The sequence below is a fragment of the Rivularia sp. PCC 7116 genome, assembly GCF_000316665.1.
Lineage (GTDB): Bacteria > Cyanobacteriota > Cyanobacteriia > Cyanobacteriales > Nostocaceae > Rivularia.
On the sequence record NC_019678.1, the window covers coordinates 5,021,475 to 5,042,621 of the forward strand.

Sequence of the window (21,147 nt, forward strand, 5' to 3'; positions counted from 1 at the left end):
ACACAAATATATGGAATTCTCAACTAACCCTAATTCAGATAGTTTGCAATTTTCATCATCCTTAAATTCAGACAATCTCCTAAATCCTATTGATGATGGAAACTTGCTTGAATCAACTTCCATCACTTTTATCGATAGCAGCATATCCGACTACGAAACCTTGATAGCGGGTATGGAAGAGACTCAAATACATATGCTCGATTCATCACAAGATGCAATCACTCAAATTACTCAAACTTTGACGGGTAGCACGGGTATTAAAAGCCTGCATATCTTTTCTCACGGTAATTCTGGCGTTTTAGATTTTGCCGGAAATAATTTAAATGATGCTAATTTGGGTGCCTACTCGAATCAAATCCAGTCTTGGGGAGAAGCACTTTCAACAGATGCGGATATCTTGTTTTACGGCTGTAATCTTGCTGCGACAGATACAGGTAAACAATTTGTTAATAAAATCAGTAATTTAACAAGTGCCGATGTGGCTGCTTCTGATGATTTAACTGGAAACACAAACCGGGGAGGTGATTGGGATTTAGAATTTAATACGGGCAGTATTGAGACAGAAGTAATTGTGCAAAATTGGGCACAAAATGCTTATCAAGATGTACTGGCAAGTTTTACAGTAGATAGCATTGCGGATGTTGTAGATAGTAACGACGGTGTAACCACATTAAGAGAAGCTATTGACAGTGCAAATGCTATAGCTGGATTTGATTCGATAGTATTTGATTCATCCTTATTTGGTAGCCAACAAACTATCGGTTTAAATTTGGGACAGTTAAATATTACCGATAGCGTTAGTATTATCGCACCAGAATTTGTGACGGTAAGCGGCAATCAAGCTTTCCGAGTATTTGAAATTGCAGCAGGTGCGACGGTGAATTTATCTGGGTTAATAATTACTGACGGGAAAGTCACTGGTGATAACGGTGGTGGAATTAAAAGTAGCGGTAATTTGACGCTGGAAAATACTATTGTTCGTAATAATTTTGTTGAAGATGGTAACGGTGGCGGTATTGATAATACTGGCGATATTCTAACGGTAATTAACAGTACTATTAGCAGTAACAGTGCAAGAGGTGGCTTTGGCACTAGCGACGGTGGCGGTATCTATAATATTGGTAAGACTTTGACGCTAAGCAATAGCAGCATCACTAATAATCAAGGTAGTGACGGTGGTGGTATTTACAATAATGACAACAATTTCACTTTAAATAGTAGTGTTATAACCGGCAACAGTATATCAACTTCTGGTGATGCCTTTGGTGGTGGTATTTATAACGCTGGCGATAATCTAGTAGTAAATCAAAGCGTTATTAGTAACAATCGAATAATTAGTCTTTTCAATGTTGCTGAAGGTGGTGGTATCTATAATGTTGGTAAAAATTTAATATTAAATAATAGTTTTATTGCTAATAATGTGTCGCAAAATGGTGGTGGTATATACAGCAAAGATGCAAATCTAACTGTTAATAATAGCACTATTAGTGGCAACGAAGTGGTAGCCGCTAGGGGCGGCAATATTGGAGGTGGTGGTATTAATGCCACTGGCATTATTACATTAAATAATACGACTATTAGCGATAATTCAGTTAATGGTTCTCGTTTCGGGAATGTTGCTGGTGGCGGTATTTGGGTTAATGGAATTATTACTATTAACAATAGTAAAATTACTCGCAATTCTGCAACTCCGCGTATTAGTGGTAGAGGAAATAGTGCTTTCGGTGGGGGTATTTATGCTGATGGTAACTTAACGATGAACAATAGCGCTGTGAGCGAAAATTATGTAGAATCAACGGTATCTGATTTTACTCTTCTTTCTGGCGGTGGTATTTTTACGAAAGGTAACGCAACGCTAAATAACAGCAATATTAGCAATAATAATGCCATAGGTCGCGGCTTTGGTGAAAGTATAAGTCGTGGTGGTGGCATCTCAAATATTGCCAACCTAACAATCAACAACACCACTGTTAGTAATAACAAGGCAATTAATCAAGGTAAAAACGTAAGCAGTGGTGGCGGTATTTCAAATATAGGTACTTTAAGTGTATTGAACATAAATAATAGTACTATCAGCGGTAACGAAGCATTTGAAGGTGGCGGTATTTCAAATGGTGGTAACAATTTTGCAACTCCAGAATTGAAGGATCTAATTAATCCTGGCGGTACTATAAACATAAGCAACAGCAATATTAGCGATAACAAAGCCGAATCTCAAGGTGGCGGTATCGTTAACTTTGACAAAGGTAATGTTACCGTAACTAGAACCGGCTTCAACAATAATTCGGCAAGAGATGGTGGTGCGATCGCAGCGAATCCTAACGGCAAAGTAATGGTAACTGACAGTAGTTTGACTAACAACATTGCAAGCAATATTGGTGGAGCTATCTTTAACAGCAGTATCTTCGATGTCAGTCGCAGCAATTTGCAAAATAACAAAGCATTAGTTAGCGGTGGTGCTATTTGGAATGTTGGTACGCTAAATGTAAGCAGTAGCAGTGTGGATGATAACCAAGCAACTTTTGAAGGAGGAGGTATTGTAAATTTCGCAGACGGTACCGCAACAGTTACAAGTAGCGCTGTCAGACGTAACAAAGCAGAAAATGGTGGCGGTATATTTAATCGCGGTTTCTTGAGTTTGTTATCGAGCTACCTTGCTTTCAATCAAGCCGATAATGGTGATGATTTGTTTAACGCTCAAGACGGGATAGTTGAAATTATCAACACAACTATCGCCGAAAATATCTTAAATCAAGGCGAAATTATTAGTTGAGTTAGTTAAATGAGCTTCGGCGTTTGAATAATTGCTGCATTATGGATAATCTCTTAATCTTCCATAATGCAGCAATTATATATGTACAAACAAAAATAAAGTTATTTCTGTGAACCTAACCTTTATACGATTACGATTTCAATCTATCACCTATGGGAGAGATTGATTATTACCTCAGATGTACGCAATTTAAGATATCAGCTTGTTAAATAAAAATATTGATTCTTATATTAAATCGGTTCAGTATGAATAAGCCATTGGTTTCAATTATAGTATTCGGATTGTTATTATTATTCGTCTTATCTCCCTTCAGCGCTCTGGCGGGTTTGATGTTAATACTACTTGTCGCAGCAATTTACAACTTGGGTATTAATTTGTTTCAAGCACTGATTGGAAGTAGTGAAGCCGATGCTAAAGAATCGTGAAATTGAGATGCTTCACATACAATTGAACAAATGTCTACCCCAGTAATGCACCAAGTCAACTGTGCGGAGTGTATCCTAGAAACAGAAAATTTTTTCTTCCCCCTCTTCCCCCTCTTCCCCTCCCCCTCTGCTTGTACTTAGTCCGCAATTTTAGCCTCTTCGAGTACTAATCTCTACGGGCTTTTGTTTGGCATCTGATAATTTTTTCATCGGCTATGGGAAAATATAAATTGCGATTGTCAAAGAAAGGCAGCGCAAATTTACAAAATGCCCATGATAGTCAAATCCTTTTATATTAGTTTTATAATTGCGCTAATTTTTTCCCAACCTGCTTACGGGCAGTTAAGAAAAGGTTTTCCGGCACCTTCGAGTATTCCCAATAGCGAATATCCTTATATAAATTCTGATGGTAAAGTAACGTTTCGCATCAAAGCGCCATCAGCTAAAACAGTACAGGTTATGGGACGCGATCGCAACATTCCCTTTGGCGAAAAACCCACGGATTTAATTCGTGGTGAAGATGGAGTTTGGACAGTAACAATTCCAATAAAGCCCGGTTTTCATTACTACCAGTTAATTATTGACGGTACTCCAGTCAACGACTCCGCAAGTAAAGCTTATTTCGGTTGGGGGCAATATACTAGCGGGTTAGAAATACCCAATCCCAAAGTTGATTTCGATCGAGTTAAAAAAGTACCTCACGGCGAAGTGCGCGAACGTTTCTATCATTCCCAAGTTACGGGAGAATTACGACGAGTTTTTGTATATACCCCACCCGGTTATAATGCCGATATTCAACGCAGATATCCCGTACTTTATTTACAGCATGGTGCTGGTGAAAACGAACGAGCTTGGACAAAACAAGGTAAAGCTAATTTTATCCTTGATAATTTAATTTATTCCCGTCAAGCAGTACCGATGATTGTCGTTATGGATAACGGTTACGCTCGCAAACCGGGAGTTGAGCTTCCGCCAGATTCTTGGGGAAATGAAGCTTTTGGGGAAGTTGTTATCAAAGACTTGATTCCGTTGATTGACTCCCAATATCGCACAATTGCCAATCGTAATTATAGAGCAATTGCAGGTCTTTCTATGGGAGGTGGACAAGCATTAGAAGTAGGTTTAAATAATTTAGACAAATTTTCTTGGGTTGGTGGTTTTAGTTCTTTGTTGAAAAATGTTGATGTTGATAAATCTTATGACAGAGTATTCACAAATCCAGTTTTAGCTAATCTAAAATTAAATTTATTGTGGTTGGGTTGCGGTATTGAAGACGATTTTTATTCTACTAATAATCAAGCAAGTAAAGCATTAACGGAAGCTGGAATTAATCACCTTTGGATTCAAACTGAAGGGGGACATGAATGGTTAGTTTGGCGGAGGTATTTACGAGATTTTGCCCAGTTATTGTTTCGGTAGCTGTCAACTGGATTTTTAATCTGCTATCGCTAATCTACTTCACTAAAATCAAATATGCTGTAATTAAGCTCCCTAATCCTGATAATGAAGGATTAGGGAGCTTAAAGTAATATTTTACCGACCTATAATTTAAACTTTTTATGCTTTCTTAGCTTTAGCTAACTTGCGTTTGAGAGAAGCAGCACCGACACCAGTTACAGCTAAAAGTCCGAGCATGGAAGCTGGTTCTGGTACTGCTACTGGTGTAGTGGATGCAGTAACAATACCATCGATATAAAAGTTTTCATTACTACCTGAAACTTCACCAGGTGCAACCAGATCCCCATGAAGAAAATTAAAGCTATTTATCTCGGCATCTGAAATAAAACCAATAAATGAGATTGGATCGTCGTTCTCAACAGTAGAAACCCTCTCACCATCACTACTATCAGTTAATCCTAAAATGTCACTGATTAAAAACTTTTCTCCATTAACTTCAACCCCCATTTCTTCTAGGTCTAAACCACCGGGACTAGAGGTACTATCATCTTGCAGCCCTAAAATACCAAAACCTCCTATAGCACTACTGGTATTAAATTGAAGCGTTAAAGCATCACTGCCTGAACCATCAACTTCTCCCACTAAAAAGCCATTTCCTGTAAGACCTATAGGACTACTATCCCCAACACCGCCAATTAGATCGACATTCAGAGAATTACCAATTACATTTCCAGTAGAATTAGGGTCGAAACTTGTTTCTGCACCATCAAAAGTTTCTGTTTCAAATGAAGCACCAAAAAGAGCATTTTCCCATGCTGTTCGATCCGTGAACACGGAAACGTTAGCATTTGCTTGTCCTTGAAAACCACTTACACCTAAAACTACACCAGCAGCAATAATACTTAATTTGTTAAATAATTTCATTTTTTTTAACTCCCTTCTCTTAAATTAAAATGTTTTGTTTGTTTTCGCTGTATCAAACCTAATGGAAGTAACATGTCATCCGCAAGAGCGATTTCAGTATCTTTACTTCGTGCTAAAAATTCAATTTTTTAACAGCTATTCACTTAAGTATGTTGTGTTGAAGAACCGAATATTTTTAGCTTGATGAGGGCGTATTTACTGAAATAAAAGCAATCTTCATTATAGATAAGATGATTCTTTTTTATTGCTGCGATAAAATACTGAGTTTGAATACAATTGTATACAGGCATTTATTAAGTATAAATTAGGTAAAAGAGGAAAGCTTTTTTCGTAATTTGAGACTTTTGAGCTATTTTTAGGAAGATAAAATTATTTATCCTAGAAGAATTAATTGTAGAACTTTATAAATCAAGCACTTTCCCATTGAACTGCGTTTAATTGATCGGCGTTTAAATTGCTGGTGAAATTGTGAAAAGCTAAAACCCACAATTACATACCTACCCATTCTTCCAGGTGTTAATCCCCCCAAATATCTGATGTTTTATATAGATACAGATGCCAAAATACAAACATCGGATTTACCAAAAACTATTTATGTCTACTTTGCAATCTTTATCAGACAATATTGCCGAAATCGTCGAACAATCGGGAAAAGCGATTGTTTCAATCAACGGCAACAGGCGTTTTTCACCTAGCGGTATTCACTGGCATAAAAGTATTATTGTTACTTCTGATGAATCTATAAAACGTTATGAGGAAATTACTATAACTTTAGATAATGGTCATAAAAAGCCAGCTTCACTGTTAGGACGCGACCCCAGTACCGATGTAGCAGTTTTTCAAATAGAAAATCCCGATATTCCTGTAGCAACAATAGGGGAAGCTGTGAATCTCAAAGTTGGAAATTTAGTTTTAGCATTAGCTAGAAGCAATGAAGGAGATATTCGCGCCGCAATGGGTGCGGTTAGTGTTGTCGGTGGTGAATGGCAGAGTATGTATGGTGGAAAAATCGACCAGTTTATTCGTCCCGATATTTCGCTGTATCCTGGATTTGGCGGTGGTGCTTTGGTAGATGCTTCGGGAAATATCATCGGAATGAATACCACCGGAAGAAGAGGTACGGCTTTAACTATTCCTGCTTCTACGATAAATAGAGTTGTCGAACAATTACTTAGTAAGGGAAGAATTCCTCGCGGTTACTTAGGTTTGGGAATGCAACCTGTAAGATTGCCAGATAATTTGAAAAATTCTTTGAATTTAACTTCTAATGGTGGTGTAATTGTCGTCAACGTCGAACCTAATAGTGCTGCGGAAAAAGCAGGAATATTTTTAGGAGATATTCTAGTTAGTTTTGACGGTAATACAGTAGAAGATACTAGCGATATTCTGGCATTATTGAACGAAAGTTTCCGCGTCGGTGAAAGCGTCAAAACTAAAATTGTACGCGGCGGTGAATTAGTTGAATTGAATTTAACTGTAGGTGAAAGAGTAGTTTAGAGATGGGATATAGCTCAATAGCAACCTCACCCCTTCCCCTCTCCTTATCAAGGAGAGGGGGATGATAGGTTATGTAATCCTACGAAGAAAAAGTAAGAAATGGAAATCTGGAATCACATGAGCATCACATTCCCTAACTTATCAACAGAATTAGAAGATGTAGCTGAAAAAATCAGCCAATCATCTGTCAAAATCCGTCATGGCAATATTGGAATCGGCTCTGGTGTTGTTTGGAAATCAGACGGTTTGATTATCACTAACGCTCATGTTGCAGTCAGCGAAAAATTAACTGTAGAACTTTGCGATGGCAGAGAATTTCAGGCAGTAAGAACAAAAATCGATCCTACAAAAGATTTAGCCGCTTTAAAAATTGATGCTGATTGTGCAAATGTAAATCTAAATCCTGCAACTATAAGCGATCGCAAAAATCTGCGGGTTGGTGAAATCGTTTTAGCTGTAGGTAATCCTTTAGGAGACACCAATGCAGTTACAACTGGAATTATTTCTCAAATTCACCAAAATTCTGTAATTTCTGACATTCAACTGTATCCCGGCAACTCCGGAGGTGCAATGACTGATAGTAGCGGCAATATTATCGGCATTAACACCATGATTGCTTATGGTTTAGCAGTGGCAATATCAAGTCAAACAGTTGAAAGATTTTTGACAACTGTTAATGATAACGATAAACCGCGAAAACTGGGTGTAACCCTCAAGCCTTTAATAATAGGAACCAGCAAACAGCCTACTCTAGGTTTATTAGTTTTATCGGTAAATCGTCACAGTTATGCTGAAGCTTCGGGAATTCAAATTGGGGATATTTTGATTGGGGTTTCGGGAAGATTATTTCGACAACTTGACGATTTAACTAATTATCTCCAAGTTGGAAATCACTCAGAATTACAAATTATCAGAGGAGGAAAACAGATAAATTTGAACTTGGATTTCGACAACTATAAAACTACTTCCGAAGTGTAGCGTGCCTAATTCCCCATGCCCAGTGCCCAATTCCCAATCCAAATTATAGTCATTGCAGTTTCTCCAGTTATCAGAATGGGGTTGTCGGCAATGTTGGAAGATAATCCAAAATTCAAAGTACTCAAGAGTGTTGCGGATATTGATTCTCTCATAGATGATATTGCACAGCTACAGCCTGATGTAGTTTTGCTTGACTGGAATAGTCAAGATTATGAATCCATTTCACAATCGCAACAGTTTATGTCAGCAACTATTATTCTTGTAGATGAAATCGAAGATATTAACTTCGCAACAGTTTTAGCTGCTCGAATTAAAGGAATATTGCCCCACGACAGTACAGAATCCGAAATCATCGCAGCAGTTGAAGCCGTTGCTTCTGGGTTAGTAGTATTTCATCCCGATATAGTTGATAATTTACAGTTGCAAAAGCCAGCTAATTCACAACAACATGAAACATTAACCAATAGAGAAATTGAAGTTTTGCAAATGCTAACTTCCGGTTTGAGTAATAAAGCCGTAGCCCAACAGCTATATATTTCAGAGCATACCGTTAAATTTCACGTTTCCTCAATCTTTCAAAAGCTTAATGTTTCGACGCGCACCGAAGCTGTTGCTGTAGGCGTGAGGTTGGGGTTGATTATGTTGTAATATCATTTCTGTGAGGCTTGGTAATGGGTAATTGCTAATAGCCTAATGCACCGAAATTTTTATTTTGAATTATTTTTCTTTGGCTTGGGTTCCCAGTTGAAATCATGAGGGCAGCGACATTCTCCGCGATCGCAATTTATAACTAATACATCAGAACAGAAATTAATTAAGGTTCCATTGTCAAATTCTATCTTTAAACTACCTGGAGAACGAAACACTGCACCTTTATAACCAACAATTTGATATTGATGACTCATGTCGGATGGTTTTAAGAAATATGGTTTGGGATTAAAACTGGAATCTCCTTTCAAATCATTCAGACAAACTGCTTTTGTGATGTAGCGCTCTACAACCGGTTCTAATTTATCGTAAGCTGGAAAACCCATTCCGGGGAAATAAACATCTGAAATTTTTGCAATTTTTTTGGCTTGAGTGCAGTCAACCGTATAAGTTTTTGGATAAACATTTGGAAAAATATAATATACTATTGCTCCTAAAATTATCAAAATAGGAATACCAACAAAGCTCGATATTAATAAGACTTTTTTCATTCACCTGCATATTTACTAATAATCATTAGATGCTTCAAACCAATACCAATTCCCATACAAATTAAATACTTGATAATTAGCATTACCAAATGGACTCGCTTTACGATTGGGTTGATAGACAAAGCCATAGGAAGTTACATCAGGGCTAAATCCATTACCGATTGTTTTAACCCGAAAATATTTACCACCACCAGAATCAACTGCGTATTTATCAATTTTGTATAAACCAAGCTGCCGGTTTGATGCTGTTTTTCCGCTGGCTATAATTTGTTCAAATGCCGATTTCGATGCCAAAAATGCCAAACGACGGGGAATATAGAATTGAAGTAGTATACAAGATAAAAGTACTATCCCAGAAATTGCTCGAACAAGCCGCCAGGAAATATTAACTTTACTGAATAATCCCCGTCTACCTAAAACTATCAACGCAAAAATACCAACAACTATAAATATTGGTATGCAGATAATCGAAACCAATAAAAGTGCAAAAAATAAACTACCCAAAGCACCGGGATAAATGCTAATTGCAAGAATAGCAATACAAACAGTAATCGTTATAAATATTAATATTTTGCTTTCAATATTCATTTATGTTCCGATATCTTGCAGCATTATTAATAAGCCCTAAGTTATACTGTATTAGCACAACATTCCCCTAACTCTCAAACTCGAACCATGCGAACATTAGTAGTTGGCGATATTCATGGTTGTTATCAGGAACTTATTGAACTATTAGCCAAAGCCAAAATTACCGAATCAGATTGTTTGGTATCGCTGGGAGACATTGTAGATAGGGGCGCTGATTCGGTGAAGGTATATGATTTTCTCAGAAATCGTCCCAATACCATCGTGTTGATGGGCAATCACGAGCGCAAACACTTACGCAACACCCTTTCCTACTCTCAAGAAATCGTTAAACTGCAATTTGGCGATCGCTACGAAGAATTTCTAGAATGGGTAAGTAATTTACCCTATTACCACGAAACCGCAGAAGCAATTTTGGTTCATGCTGCCGTAGAAAATGGTATCCCAATCCAGAAGCAAAGGGAAGAAGTTTTATGCGGTTGTACTGCTGGTGAAAAGCATTTATCAAAACGCTACGGAGATACATATTGGAGCGAATTATATACTGGCGAAAAACCAGTAATTTTTGGTCATCATGTTGTCGGCGATAATCCGTTAATAGTTGCAGGAAAAGTTTACGGTATTGATACCGCCGCTTGTCATGGTGCAAGATTAACCGGATTAATTTTACCCAGCTTTGAAATTGTGCAGGTACAAGCTGCGAAAGATTATTGGCGTGAAGAAATTCCTAAGTGGCAATTACCCGTGATGATGGCTAAACCTTGGAATACTTATAAATGGGACAAAATCAAAGCTATTTGCAGCGATAGGGATTCGCGGAATCCGGAATTATCCAATTTTATGGTTAAGAAAGAGCAATGGATGAATAATTTACTAGCTCTTGCTCCCCAAATAACTACAAAGGTAGAAGAAAAATTAGCTGAATTAATTTCCCTTTACGGTGCCGATAACTTTAAAAAACAAGCTCGGAATTATAGTTATGCCACTCTTCTATATAAAGCAAATTCTAGCGGACTTGACAAAGATTTTCTCAAGCAAACTTTACGAACACCTTCGGAATGGTTGCAGGTAATGAAGGAGTTAGGAGTTAAGAGTTAGTGCTTTATCCCATAGAATATAGTGGGCTTGTAGTTGGGCGTTAGCCCTTCTTGAGGATATTTGAACTCAACCACAAAAACTAAGTAATTCTCTACAAAAATAAAAATAAGTGAATTTTCTCAGGTGGAATGTATAACAAAGCAATTACATTTGAGAAACATCGAAATTCATGCTGGGCTAATGTTAATCCGAATCTTTTTGGTTTCTTTGATTTCTTTGATACTTGTTAGCTGTCAATCAAAAGAACAAGAAAAACCAATTAATAATCTTGTTACTCCTAATCAAAGCGAAAAGCCCAATTCACAAGACTCCAAAATTGCTACCGGAAATACTAACCCGCTTAATCATTCTGGTAATTTTATGACTCTAACACCAACAGGACAAACGAATGCTCTCGATAATCCTCTCTACAAAATTAGTCTATATGTTGATGGAAAGTTCGTGGATAGCTTGATTGGTGTATCGGGAAGAAAATTTACGCAAACCAGAAACCGCCACCAAAGCGGAACTGAGGCTCCCTTACCAGATGGAAAATATACTGTTGCTACCTCTACAATTCCAGGTGCGATCGCTGAAGCAGGAGAGCATTTTTTAGCAATACAGCCTAAATTTAAAACTGGACGTTCAGCTTTAGGTTTTCATGTAGATCCATCTTTTGAAAAAAATAATGGGGAAGATGGTACGGCAGGATGTATTGGATTAACCAATAAAGAAGATTTAGATAAGCTATTGAGCTATGTTGCAAGCTATCAACCAAAATTTCTCGATGTCAAAATTTTAGATAATACTAACGGTAATTTAGCAAGCAAAGGTGAAGGTTAATCTTTGAAAGAGTTTAATTATAGGAAGTAATAAATAGCGAGTATAAATGAATGTTAACCTAAGAGTAAATGTATTCTGAAAGACTTTAATAATGTTTTTCACTTACATATTATTGAAACGGTTTATTTATGTTAGGTAAAAAAACTTATGCGAGAAAAACTACGTTTATCTCTAAGCGAAATCGCTAAGGAAGATGTGACTCAAAACGAACGAGAAGCAATCATTGAACTAATGATGATGGTAATGTATAGCGATAAAACCCTTAAGCTAACTGAAGATGAAGCAATTAAAGAATATGCAAGCAGTATAGAATGGGAATCACCTTTATCTTTAGAATTTTATTTTGCTAAAGTTACGCCAAAAATTAGAACTGCTTTATCAAATGATGAGAAAATGCATGTTTTCTTAAAAGATATCAATAGTCGTATTGAAACTGAAGTTGTCAAAGCTCAGGTTCTATTAGTCTGTAATGATTTAGCAATGGCTGATGCAGAATTTTCTGCGGAAGAGAAAGATTTGTTAAAAAACATTTCTCAGGTTTTTCAAATTAATTAGGGAAAATAAGTAAGTCGGCAGAAAAAACAGAACTATATAACAAAATGTAAACTACCCTTAAACCCTTATTCCCACTGCCGACTGCCGACTGCCTTGCCCTAATTACAATTTTCAACGCCAACCTACTTAGTCAGGAGTTAGGAGTTAGGAATTTATTTATTCCATTTGCTCCTTACTCCCTCAATAATTACGAATATTTAAACGGACACAATATAAACAAGAGTCATAAAGTACAAGCTAAATAAGTTTACGTTTTTTCAAAGTGCCATCCAAATTAAAAACAGGAAAATATTCTATATCAACCCAAGAATGTAACATCGCAGCCCAAAGAGTAATTCCCTCTAAAGCCTTCGCAATTAACTGTCTCCCTCGTAAAGACTGAGGATCTACAGGCTCAATATAGTCCATGCCCATAATACTATGATGTTCGTCCGCTTCCACATGAATATCAAAGTATGAATCCCCTGCACCAAGTTCATGCATTTTCGGTGCGACTGCTTTAAAAAAGTCATTTGAACAGCGCTCAATTCCGCTATTTATAGTCACTAGCCATTTAGCTCTATCCTGCTCTATGGCTAATTGATAAGCCAGATTAACGCAAGCATTAGTCTCTGGTGTAGGAATTATCTCTTCTATTTCTTGCGAATTATTTAATAGATTGTACTTGAGCATCCAATCCATCAACATTTGATGGTGATCTGCTTCACCATAAGCATGTTTAGCGTAGAATGGCATCATGTGATTTTCAGACATTGGGGTGTTCCCAAGCATTAATCCCATCACTTTCGGAAAAGTTGCAGAGTGATAATATAACTGTAGTGCCACTGGTTTAAACTCTGATGGAGAATGGATTTGTGCTACCCAATCAAAAAATGGCATTTGTTTCACTGCTTCGCTAGCACGAAAAATTGGTTCAGTTATCCATGCGTGTTTAATTCTTATCTTATCTATTTCAGCCGCATTTATAGCTTCGTAAGTTGGTGCATCTGCATACATCATATTTGACATGATTACTTCCTTTAAAAAAGAGATTGATGAGAGAGTCATTTTCGATTCAAATAACCAGAGCAAAGAGCTTTAGACTCAAAGGATAGCTTTGGCTATAGTTTTAGTGAATTTGGCTAACAGAGATGCAAGATGGCAAATCCAAATAATTAAAAGCAGCCGCAAAAATTTCGTCCGATAATAAATTCAGAGGCAAAAATAACTATTGATAATTTCGCAATTACAGATAAGACAACACTTACTTCTTCCACTTGGAAAGGTTACTTAAAGGAGCGGTGTCTTTTTTAAGGAATCACAAAAACAGGTATAAATAAGTCTGTTAGTAGAGTTATTCCTCTAAAGTCTTCAATGAGATTTTTTCTGTAATTAAATCAATAAAAATGCCTAAAACAAGGTCATTTACATCATTTTTATTGAAAATAGGTAAACGAAAAATTCCTTGAACTGATACTCAAAATTCAAAGCGAGCTAGTCTTTTTGCTCAATTTGAATGTAGTATAAACAACTCTTGGCTTTAGGTATTATTAAATATTTTCTTTATATTTTCAATAAGTAATTTTACTTAATTATTATTTTTTAGTAGTTTATATTTTACTGAATTAAAACTGAGTAGTAATTATAACTATAATCTTATGACTAAACTGATTAATCACTTGTGCTCTAAGAATGTTATTTTACCAACTTATTCGCTTTTATATTAATAATCAGACATTGAAAATCAACTTGTTTAACTAAAATAAATAAAACTTTGCCAAAACATATTAATAAGTAATATTACTGGGTTAGCAATAAATGATGACTCTATAAAAGTATGATTTTTTAATCAATAAGCATTCAAAATATTCTCAAATACCTTAAAAAATCAATGTTTCTCAAAAAGTAATAAATAATACTTAACTATGAATAATTAAGTAGCTTAAGACTTATATATCAAAAGGTAGGTTACATTTACACCGTATCGTGATTTACAAAAAGACTATTAACGATAACAGCGATCGCTATATAAAATATAATTAAATTTAATTTACAGTATTTTTAAATAAAGACGTTGCAATGCGGCGCAACGTCTCTAAATTACTTACGCTTTCCGATAACAATCAAACTGCATTGAAAATGTAGCCATACCGGAAGTTAAAGAACGCAAGTTACCGGAATATCCAAACATTTGCGTTAGTGGTACTTCAGCACGGATAATTGAATATCCTTGCATTGTTTGAGAACCCAACAGCAACCCCCTTCTTGAAGATAAATCTCCTTGAACTCTTCCCAAAAATTCATCTGGTGTCTCCACTTCAACTGACATAATCGGTTCGAGAAGATGAGGTTTCGCTTTCATAAAAGCTTGAGTGAATGCTTGCTGAGCAGCCATTCTAAAAGCAAATTCGGAAGAATCAACCATGTGATGGGAACCGTTTTCTAAAACAATTCTTACTCCCATCACCGGATATCCTTCTAACATTCCCAAATTCATCGCTTCGAGAAAACCTTTCTCTAATCCCCCAATATATTCTTTAGGAATCGCACCACCAAAGACTTTATTCTCAAATACAAACTGTTCTTCACAAGGCTCAATATACCCCACAACGTGAGCGTATTGACCGGGACCGCTAGTTTGTTTTTTCAATTTATAATCAAAGGTAGCTCTTTGCGAAATAGCTTCTCGATAAGATACTTTGGGTTTACCGACTGCAATATCTAAATAATATTCCCGCTTCATCCGCTCGATGTAAATTTCTAGGTGCAGTTCACCCATACCGGAAATCAATGTTTCATTTGACTCCTCATCTACATTTACGCGAAAGGTAGGATCTTCTTTTTGAAAGCGATTTAAAGCTTTGGAAATTTTATCCAAATCCTGATTTTTATTAACTTCAATCGCCAAAGTAATTACAGGCTCGGGTACGAATATATTTTCTAAAGATACTCGTATTTCTGACGAACAGAATGTATCGCCGGAAGCACATTCAACACCCAAAAGCGCCACAATATCCCCCGCAACAGCTTGTTTTATTTCTTCCCGCTTATTGGCGTGCATTCTTAATAATCTACCAACCTGCACCTTTTCCCCAGTACGGGAATTATAAATAGTGTCACCTTGGTTGAGAATACCCGAATAAACGCGGATATAAGTTAATTGTCCGAAAGACTCCACCGTCAATTTAAACGCTAAAGCAACCAAAGGTGCATCCAAATTCAAATTAATGTTTACAGATTCACCAGTCTCAAAAACTGTTGCGTTAACGAAATCTTTATCCACAGGAGAAGGTAAATATAGAGAAACAGCATCCAATAAATTCTGTACTCCCTTATTCTTAAAAGCCGAACCTATAAGTACGGGGACAAGCTCTAAATTCAAAGTTGCTTCGCGGATAGTTTTCCAAATCAACTCTTGAGAAACTTCTTCACCCTCTACTAATTTCCCCGTCATCTCTTCAGAAAACAAAGAAAGAGTATCAAGCATTTTTTCTCGTGCAGCTTCCGCTTCTTGCTTCAACTCATCGGCAATCTTTCGTTTAACCCAAATTTCGCCATTTTTACCTTCATAAAAATGAGCCTCCATTGCGATTAAATCGACAACCCCTTCAAACTGACTTTCAGCACCGATAGGATATTGCAACAACAATGCATTCAAATCCAAAGAATCATGCATTGCTTCCACAACTTTAAACGGATTCGCACCAGTTCGATCCATCTTGTTGATAAACGCTATACGAGGTACGCTATAACGCTTCATCTGTCTATCAACAGTAATCGACTGAGACTGCACACCAGCAACAGCACAAAGCACCATTACAGCACCATCGAGTACGCGCAAAGCCCGCTCGACTTCAATCGTAAAATCGATGTGTCCCGGAGTATCAATTAAATTTATCTGTGTATCTTGCCATTGACAGCTAGTAGCAGCCGAAGAGATGGTGATACCATGTTCCTTCTCCAAATCATCGAAGTCCATAGTGGCACCCTTACCACCTCCTCGTACTTCCTCAATTGCATGGATTCTACCCGTATAGAAGAGAATGCGCTCGCTCAATGTCGTCTTTCCAGAGTCGATGTGAGCAGATATACCGATATTTCGGATGCGCGTTCGGGGAACAACCATGATATTTTTCCTAATTTAATAAATGTTGTACATCTTTCCAAACCTCTCTCCTTCGAGAAGAGAGGCTTTGAAAAGGGAAGGAGTCGCAAAAGTCCTTATATTACAGTTATACTACATTTTTGATATAAGTCAATAGATTTTGGATGGAATCGGTCAAAATTCCTATATTTGGTCATACCTACAACTAATGTAGAGACGTAGCACTGCTACGTCTCCCCGTATTGTGATGAGTATCCAGAATTTTGTGAAATGGATTATTTGATTTTTGTTAGGAAGCTAATGAAAAAACGCAGAGAGAAGAAGTTATAGAGGTATGGTAATTTTATAGCGAGAAGTGAGTAGTTGTATTAATCTACAGAGTTAATCAAAAATCTAAAATCGCATGACTGGGCAAATTAATGACAGCTTAATATATCAAGGACGAGATTTTAGTATTGTGGCTGTGGATGGTAGAGAATTATTTAATCCCCAGCAATACGGTATCACTCCCGGAGTTGGTACGACTGCTTGCGGTCGGGGTTATTATTGCAGTTATGAAATTACAGATAATTCTTTGCAGTTAAAGCAGTTAATTGTATCTATTTATTCCGAACCTTTAGATAGAATTAGAATCAAACATGGGAAGAAAGAAATGCAAAACTTATTCGGAATCGTACCCAGCACAAAACCGAATTCAATTTCTCAAATTGTTTCTAGTCATTGCGCTACATATAATGAAGTTTACGCACCAATTAAATTTACAGGTAATTTATTAATCGCTAGAGATTTTATTCGCAGTTTATACGTTCATATGGGATTTCAAGCCGCTTATAAATATAAAGAAGTTTACGAATTAGTTTTTGATAAAGGTTTTTTAAATCAAAGTATAAATCGCTCTGAAGAAATGGCTATAATTCGAGATAAAATTATTTTGCTTTCCGAAAAGTCTGATAATTGGAAGCTTGATATTAATTGGAAGCTTGTGTGGAAGGGAAAAAATAGGATTTAAAATTATATTCAAGATTTCATACGTACATATTTAATATTGTAAATTAATCTAATTTTCCTCGATTAAAGATATTATTGTTATAAATCACTGTGCGGCAAATCTGTTTATTTAAGGAGTTAAAAGTAATGGAAAACCAAGAACTGTCCCTTATTCCACGAATTAACTGTGTACCCCGTTCGTTTGATTCAAATGCGCCAGTAAATTTCTATACTCCGCCTTTTATTACAAAGAGTGGAATGCAAAACGTATTTAACCATTTTGTTAATAGAGATAGTGATATTTATGTCGCAACTTATCCAAAGTCTGGCACAACTTGGACTATATCAATAATTGAGCATTTAATAAATAAAGTTCCCCCGAAAGGTATTTCAACTGGTGCTAGTACAGCAGAAGCTTGTTTGTGGTTAGATCGGGCTGCAAGTGTAGAAAACTGGCGTTCAACGTTTTCTCAATTGGAAAAGATGAAATCTCCAAGGTTTTTTAAATCCCATGCCAGTGTAGGTTTAATTAAACAACCTGCAAGAATAATTCAATGTATAAGACATCCTCTAGATACTTTTGTTTCTGCATGGCATCATACTAGAGGGAAAAAGCATCTTTTCTATTATAACGGGTCTTGGAGTCATTTCTTTTCAGAAATAGTATTACAAAGTAAATATGAAGGTGGTGATTGGTTTGATTATCACGAGGAATTTTTGCAAGCATCTAAAGCAGGGAAAATTGATGCATTATTTTTAAGGTATGAGGATATGAAAAAAGATAATGCTATTTCAGCTATACATAAACTTGCTGAGTTTATTGGAGTTGAATCTTATGACGCTGAAGAAATTTCGAGAGCAACTGATTTTAAGAGTATGAAACAAAAATCAATTACTGAGGGACATATTGATACTGAGGGAGAATTATCTGATGTTTTAGTTTCTCGCGAAGTTGGTGATAAGAATAATCCATCTAAAGCTCATATACGTAAAGGGATGGTTGGGGATTGGGTTAATTATTTAAGCGATGATGAGTTAGTTATGTGGAGAGATTATGTAAATAAAAAGAAAGATTATTGTCCTCATGTTGTTGATTTCTTTTCTTTAGATGATTTGCTTTGTAACTAAATATAAATAGATAGAAAAAGTATTTAAATAGCTCCTTAACTACTCCACAAAAAATAATTCTCTATAATCTCTTTCCTCTGCGTCCTTTGCGCGCCACTTGCTACAAGTCGGCGGCAGTCCCCTCAACGGAGGGAACCTCCGCACAGGGCTGCCTTGGGAACCCGCCCAACGCAGTGGCTTGTCTCTGCGGTTTTTTATTTGTAATTTTTTGCTTTTCACTTATAAAGTGACTCTGATGGTGCGTTACGCAGAGCGTACACACCCTACAATTACAATTGATTTAAAATTCGTTGATAAATCTGATAATTATCCTTACCAAAACAACAGAAAATAACTTTTAGCTGAGAATTTTTGTTTTTCAATTCTTCCGAACAAGTTTTCACCGCAATTTCAGCAGCTTTATCTTTAGGATAACCATAAATACCGGTGCTAATACAAGGAAAAGCCAATGATTCAAACTTTCGCTCAATAGCAATTTGTAATGATTTACGATAGCAATTCGCTAAAAGTTCTGGCTCTCCATTGTTACCACCTTGCCAAACTGGCCCGACTGTATGAATAATAAAATTTGCGGGTAAATTATATCCTTTAGTTAATTTCGCATCACCAGTTTTACATCCTCCTAAAGAACGACATTCCATAACAAGTTCTTTTCCTGCTGCTCTATGAATTGCTCCATCAACACCACTACCACCGAGTAAACTCGTATTGGCAGCATTAACTATGGCATTCACTTCTAACTTGGTAATGTCGTTTAAAATAACTTCCATATCCAATTACCAATTACCAATTACCAATTACCAATTACCAATTACTTATTATTAACTTCCCTTGCCAGTTTATCCATTTCTTGCTGCATTTGGGTGCAAACCAAGTTGTAACATTCATCTACATAATCGCGATCTTTCGATGCTTCTCTACCGTATTTTTCAAAAATAATTGGTTTACAAATGCGAGTATGTATTTGTACGGGAAACGGTATATTTGGTAAAGGTCCAATTGCTAAACCCCAAGGTAAACCTAAATATATGGGAAATACTCCTGGATCTAAATTATATAACCAAGGTAAACCCATAGTATTTAATTGTTTGATTATTTCGTAGAAATCACCCAACACAATTAAAGTTTCGTGAGCTCCTACAGAAATTGCAGGGATGATAGGAACTTCTTGTCTTAATGCTAATTTGATAAAACCTTTATTCCCAGCAAAATTGATATTGTAACGTTGGTTGTAGGGACGAAATAAATCATATTGTCCCCCCGGATATACTAAAACGCTCGCACCCCTTTTTAAAGCTGCATTTGCTGCTTTCGGATGAGCTGCGATCGCACCAGTTTTTTCACCTAATTTAGCAATGTCGGAATTAATTTTCCAGATATAGGGATGCATTAAACCATAGGCTAAACGTTCGGTTCCATACCTACGAAACCAATCGTACATCATCATAACCATATCGGGAGTTGCCATCCCCCCATTATGAGAACCAACTATTAATACTTGCTCTTGAGGAGGAATATTTTCCCAACCATCCGTTTTGACGCGAAAATAGTGGCGGTAAAACCACTCCCAAATTGGCATAAATGATTCAATAAATTTGGGATCTCTTTCATCTAAAGACCAACCTAATCTAGATTTTCTTTGCTGATTATTCATATTTATCATATATACGTTGTTCTTGCGAAAAGCGATGATTCACCACCTCTCATCATTAATGTTAAGCAAGTAAACGAAAACTAAACATATTTTTACAGTTAACAGTGAGCAGTTACCAGTTACCAGTGATATCAAGTATGGATAAATCAAAACATCTACCAATTCGAGCTTAAAAACTAGCATACTGAAGTGTCTAAGATTAAATATACAAGTAGTAACGAGAAATCATCCATTCTTCACTGTTCACTTTTAACTGTTAACTGTTTACCATACCTTTATATCGCTGAGCTAAATTTTTCTATGCATATGGGTACCCTAATGATAAGCAGGTTCGGCAAAATAAGGAAAATTATATATGAAAAGTGTTTTCAGTTGGTGGACTACTAGAGTTACAGTTATATCTACATTGTTAATTTTACTGTCGGGTAATAGTACCCAGGCAAACGATCCTGGAGCCTGTTTCATGACAACTGAGGATGGGAGAACCATTAATTTAGGAAGTCTTTGCGGTATTACACCTGTCAAACCTGTGGATACAGGAGTTTATCGAATTGATATCAAACGTCGAAGCGGGAATACTCCCATAGTAGATGTTACATTTAACGGCAAACAAACTTTTGAGATGATATTTGATACCGGTGCTAGCGGTACTTTGATTACTCAATCAATGGCAAATGCGTTACAAATAAAGCCTTCAGGTACTCTTCAAGCCAGTATCGCCGATGGTTCGGTAATAAAATTAAAGACGGGGCAGGTTAAATCAATTGGTGTTGGTGGTGCTAAGGTTAACAATGTTCGAGTCGCAATAGCCCCTAATGCAGACACCGGACTTTTAGGACACGATTTTTTTGGTAACTACGACGTAAAAATCCGACAAAATACGATTGAACTTTACCGTCGTTAGAAGACAGCAAGCTGTTAGTAGGTTGGGTGAAGCGGAGCGTAACCCAACACTTAACTAAGTACTTAGACAAAATTAATTATGTGTACTTAATTTTAACTATGAATAAAAATACGTTCGTAGTTGCGCTGTCTTTGCC

General features: G+C 36.5%; 19 protein-coding genes. 12 read left to right on the top strand and 7 right to left on the bottom strand.

Annotation, left to right across the window (positions count from 1 at the left end):
- Positions 1 to 10: 10 nt before the first annotated feature.
- The 3 genes from RIV7116_RS19445 (at position 11) to RIV7116_RS19455 (ending at position 4,617) form a co-directional block, all read left to right on the top strand.
- Complete coding sequence (locus RIV7116_RS19445; RefSeq protein WP_015120021.1) at positions 11 to 2,773, top strand: DUF4347 domain-containing protein; 2,763 nt, start codon at positions 11 to 13, stop codon at positions 2,771 to 2,773.
- Positions 2,774 to 3,018: 245 nt separating this feature from the next.
- Positions 3,019 to 3,198, top strand: a complete 180-nt coding sequence (locus tag RIV7116_RS19450; protein ID WP_015120022.1) for a hypothetical protein — start codon at positions 3,019 to 3,021, stop codon at positions 3,196 to 3,198.
- A gap of 273 nt (positions 3,199 to 3,471) precedes the next feature.
- Positions 3,472 to 4,617, top strand: a complete 1,146-nt coding sequence (locus RIV7116_RS19455; RefSeq protein ID WP_044292062.1) for an alpha/beta hydrolase-fold protein — start codon at positions 3,472 to 3,474, stop codon at positions 4,615 to 4,617.
- A gap of 138 nt (positions 4,618 to 4,755) precedes the next feature.
- Here RIV7116_RS19455 and RIV7116_RS19460 read toward each other — a convergent pair whose 3' ends face one another.
- Positions 4,756 to 5,520: a PEP-CTERM sorting domain-containing protein gene (locus tag RIV7116_RS19460; protein WP_015120024.1), complete on the bottom strand. Its 765-nt coding sequence runs from the start codon at positions 5,518 to 5,520 to the stop codon at positions 4,756 to 4,758.
- Between the two features lie 594 nt (positions 5,521 to 6,114).
- Between RIV7116_RS19460 and RIV7116_RS19465 the strand changes: the two genes are divergently transcribed.
- The 3 genes from RIV7116_RS19465 to RIV7116_RS19475 all read left to right on the top strand — a co-directional run bounded on the left by RIV7116_RS19465 (position 6,115) and on the right by RIV7116_RS19475 (position 8,643).
- Positions 6,115 to 7,017 (top strand): S1C family serine protease, encoded by a 903-nt coding sequence (locus RIV7116_RS19465; protein ID WP_015120025.1) that lies wholly within the window; start codon positions 6,115 to 6,117, stop codon positions 7,015 to 7,017.
- Between the two features lie 99 nt (positions 7,018 to 7,116).
- Positions 7,117 to 7,995, top strand: a complete 879-nt coding sequence (locus tag RIV7116_RS19470; RefSeq protein WP_015120026.1) for a S1C family serine protease — start codon at positions 7,117 to 7,119, stop codon at positions 7,993 to 7,995.
- Between the two features lie 15 nt (positions 7,996 to 8,010).
- Complete coding sequence (locus RIV7116_RS19475) at positions 8,011 to 8,643, top strand: response regulator transcription factor (protein ID WP_015120027.1); 633 nt, start codon at positions 8,011 to 8,013, stop codon at positions 8,641 to 8,643.
- Between the two features lie 59 nt (positions 8,644 to 8,702).
- Here the strand turns inward: RIV7116_RS19475 and RIV7116_RS19480 are convergent, their stop codons facing one another.
- Both RIV7116_RS19480 and RIV7116_RS19485 read right to left on the bottom strand, forming a co-directional pair.
- Positions 8,703 to 9,194 (bottom strand): hypothetical protein, encoded by a 492-nt coding sequence (locus RIV7116_RS19480; RefSeq protein WP_015120028.1) that lies wholly within the window; start codon positions 9,192 to 9,194, stop codon positions 8,703 to 8,705.
- A 15-nt stretch (positions 9,195 to 9,209) separates the two neighbouring features.
- The gene (locus RIV7116_RS19485; protein WP_015120029.1) at positions 9,210 to 9,782 is read right to left on the bottom strand and encodes a hypothetical protein; all 573 of its coding nucleotides are present in this window, start codon (positions 9,780 to 9,782) and stop codon (positions 9,210 to 9,212) included.
- Positions 9,783 to 9,869: 87 nt separating this feature from the next.
- Here RIV7116_RS19485 and RIV7116_RS19490 point away from each other — a divergent pair, with 87 nt between their 5' ends.
- From RIV7116_RS19490 to RIV7116_RS19500, 3 genes are all read left to right on the top strand, one after another.
- Complete coding sequence (locus tag RIV7116_RS19490; protein WP_015120030.1) at positions 9,870 to 10,877, top strand: metallophosphoesterase; 1,008 nt, start codon at positions 9,870 to 9,872, stop codon at positions 10,875 to 10,877.
- Positions 10,878 to 11,057: 180 nt separating this feature from the next.
- Positions 11,058 to 11,699, top strand: a complete 642-nt coding sequence (locus RIV7116_RS19495) for a L,D-transpeptidase (RefSeq protein ID WP_015120031.1) — start codon at positions 11,058 to 11,060, stop codon at positions 11,697 to 11,699.
- Positions 11,700 to 11,846: 147 nt separating this feature from the next.
- Positions 11,847 to 12,254 carry a hypothetical protein gene (locus RIV7116_RS19500; RefSeq protein ID WP_015120032.1) on the top strand — a complete coding sequence of 136 codons (408 nt, stop codon included), beginning with the start codon at positions 11,847 to 11,849 and terminating at the stop codon, positions 12,252 to 12,254.
- Between the two features lie 237 nt (positions 12,255 to 12,491).
- Here RIV7116_RS19500 and RIV7116_RS19505 read toward each other — a convergent pair whose 3' ends face one another.
- Both RIV7116_RS19505 and fusA read right to left on the bottom strand, forming a co-directional pair.
- Complete coding sequence (locus tag RIV7116_RS19505; protein WP_015120033.1) at positions 12,492 to 13,262, bottom strand: iron-containing redox enzyme family protein; 771 nt, start codon at positions 13,260 to 13,262, stop codon at positions 12,492 to 12,494.
- 1,075 nt (positions 13,263 to 14,337) lie between these two features.
- Positions 14,338 to 16,359, bottom strand: a complete 2,022-nt coding sequence (gene fusA, locus RIV7116_RS19510) for an elongation factor G (protein WP_015120034.1) — start codon at positions 16,357 to 16,359, stop codon at positions 14,338 to 14,340.
- Between the two features lie 382 nt (positions 16,360 to 16,741).
- On the opposite strand from fusA, the gene RIV7116_RS34020 reads away from it, so the two are divergent.
- Both RIV7116_RS34020 and RIV7116_RS19520 read left to right on the top strand, forming a co-directional pair.
- Positions 16,742 to 17,347, top strand: a complete 606-nt coding sequence (locus RIV7116_RS34020) for a hypothetical protein (protein ID WP_015120035.1) — start codon at positions 16,742 to 16,744, stop codon at positions 17,345 to 17,347.
- Positions 17,348 to 17,472: 125 nt separating this feature from the next.
- Positions 17,473 to 18,453, top strand: coding sequence for a sulfotransferase domain-containing protein (locus tag RIV7116_RS19520; RefSeq protein WP_015120036.1), 981 nt, complete (start codon positions 17,473 to 17,475; stop codon positions 18,451 to 18,453).
- Between the two features lie 269 nt (positions 18,454 to 18,722).
- Here RIV7116_RS19520 and RIV7116_RS19525 read toward each other — a convergent pair whose 3' ends face one another.
- Positions 18,723 to 19,223 (bottom strand): O-acetyl-ADP-ribose deacetylase, encoded by a 501-nt coding sequence (locus RIV7116_RS19525; RefSeq protein ID WP_015120037.1) that lies wholly within the window; start codon positions 19,221 to 19,223, stop codon positions 18,723 to 18,725.
- A 41-nt stretch (positions 19,224 to 19,264) separates the two neighbouring features.
- On the bottom strand, positions 19,265 to 20,107 hold the full coding sequence (locus RIV7116_RS19530; protein ID WP_015120038.1) for a lysophospholipid acyltransferase family protein: 843 nt from the start codon (positions 20,105 to 20,107) through the stop codon (positions 19,265 to 19,267).
- A gap of 355 nt (positions 20,108 to 20,462) precedes the next feature.
- Here RIV7116_RS19530 and RIV7116_RS19535 point away from each other — a divergent pair, with 355 nt between their 5' ends.
- Positions 20,463 to 21,011, top strand: coding sequence for a TIGR02281 family clan AA aspartic protease (locus RIV7116_RS19535; protein WP_015120039.1), 549 nt, complete (start codon positions 20,463 to 20,465; stop codon positions 21,009 to 21,011).
- Positions 21,012 to 21,147: the final 136 nt, after the last annotated feature.

Excerpts from the sequence above, each read along its gene's own strand:
- RIV7116_RS19445 (WP_015120021.1), top strand. The coding sequence starts at position 11 with ATGGAATTCTCAACTAACCCTAATTCAGATAGTTTGCAATTTTCATCA.
- RIV7116_RS19450 (WP_015120022.1), top strand. The coding sequence starts at position 3,019 with ATGAATAAGCCATTGGTTTCAATTATAGTATTCGGATTGTTATTATTA.
- RIV7116_RS19455 (WP_044292062.1), top strand. The coding sequence starts at position 3,472 with ATGATAGTCAAATCCTTTTATATTAGTTTTATAATTGCGCTAATTTTT.
- RIV7116_RS19460 (WP_015120024.1), bottom strand. The coding sequence starts at position 5,520 with ATGAAATTATTTAACAAATTAAGTATTATTGCTGCTGGTGTAGTTTTA.
- RIV7116_RS19465 (WP_015120025.1), top strand. The coding sequence starts at position 6,115 with ATGTCTACTTTGCAATCTTTATCAGACAATATTGCCGAAATCGTCGAA.
- RIV7116_RS19470 (WP_015120026.1), top strand. The coding sequence starts at position 7,117 with ATGGAAATCTGGAATCACATGAGCATCACATTCCCTAACTTATCAACA.
- RIV7116_RS19475 (WP_015120027.1), top strand. The coding sequence starts at position 8,011 with ATGCCCAGTGCCCAATTCCCAATCCAAATTATAGTCATTGCAGTTTCT.
- RIV7116_RS19480 (WP_015120028.1), bottom strand. The coding sequence starts at position 9,194 with ATGAAAAAAGTCTTATTAATATCGAGCTTTGTTGGTATTCCTATTTTG.
- RIV7116_RS19485 (WP_015120029.1), bottom strand. The coding sequence starts at position 9,782 with ATGAATATTGAAAGCAAAATATTAATATTTATAACGATTACTGTTTGT.
- RIV7116_RS19490 (WP_015120030.1), top strand. The coding sequence starts at position 9,870 with ATGCGAACATTAGTAGTTGGCGATATTCATGGTTGTTATCAGGAACTT.
- RIV7116_RS19495 (WP_015120031.1), top strand. The coding sequence starts at position 11,058 with ATGTTAATCCGAATCTTTTTGGTTTCTTTGATTTCTTTGATACTTGTT.
- RIV7116_RS19500 (WP_015120032.1), top strand. The coding sequence starts at position 11,847 with ATGCGAGAAAAACTACGTTTATCTCTAAGCGAAATCGCTAAGGAAGAT.
- RIV7116_RS19505 (WP_015120033.1), bottom strand. The coding sequence starts at position 13,262 with ATGTCAAATATGATGTATGCAGATGCACCAACTTACGAAGCTATAAAT.
- fusA (WP_015120034.1), bottom strand. The coding sequence starts at position 16,359 with ATGGTTGTTCCCCGAACGCGCATCCGAAATATCGGTATATCTGCTCAC.
- RIV7116_RS34020 (WP_015120035.1), top strand. The coding sequence starts at position 16,742 with ATGACTGGGCAAATTAATGACAGCTTAATATATCAAGGACGAGATTTT.
- RIV7116_RS19520 (WP_015120036.1), top strand. The coding sequence starts at position 17,473 with ATGGAAAACCAAGAACTGTCCCTTATTCCACGAATTAACTGTGTACCC.
- RIV7116_RS19525 (WP_015120037.1), bottom strand. The coding sequence starts at position 19,223 with ATGGAAGTTATTTTAAACGACATTACCAAGTTAGAAGTGAATGCCATA.
- RIV7116_RS19530 (WP_015120038.1), bottom strand. The coding sequence starts at position 20,107 with ATGAATAATCAGCAAAGAAAATCTAGATTAGGTTGGTCTTTAGATGAA.
- RIV7116_RS19535 (WP_015120039.1), top strand. The coding sequence starts at position 20,463 with ATGAAAAGTGTTTTCAGTTGGTGGACTACTAGAGTTACAGTTATATCT.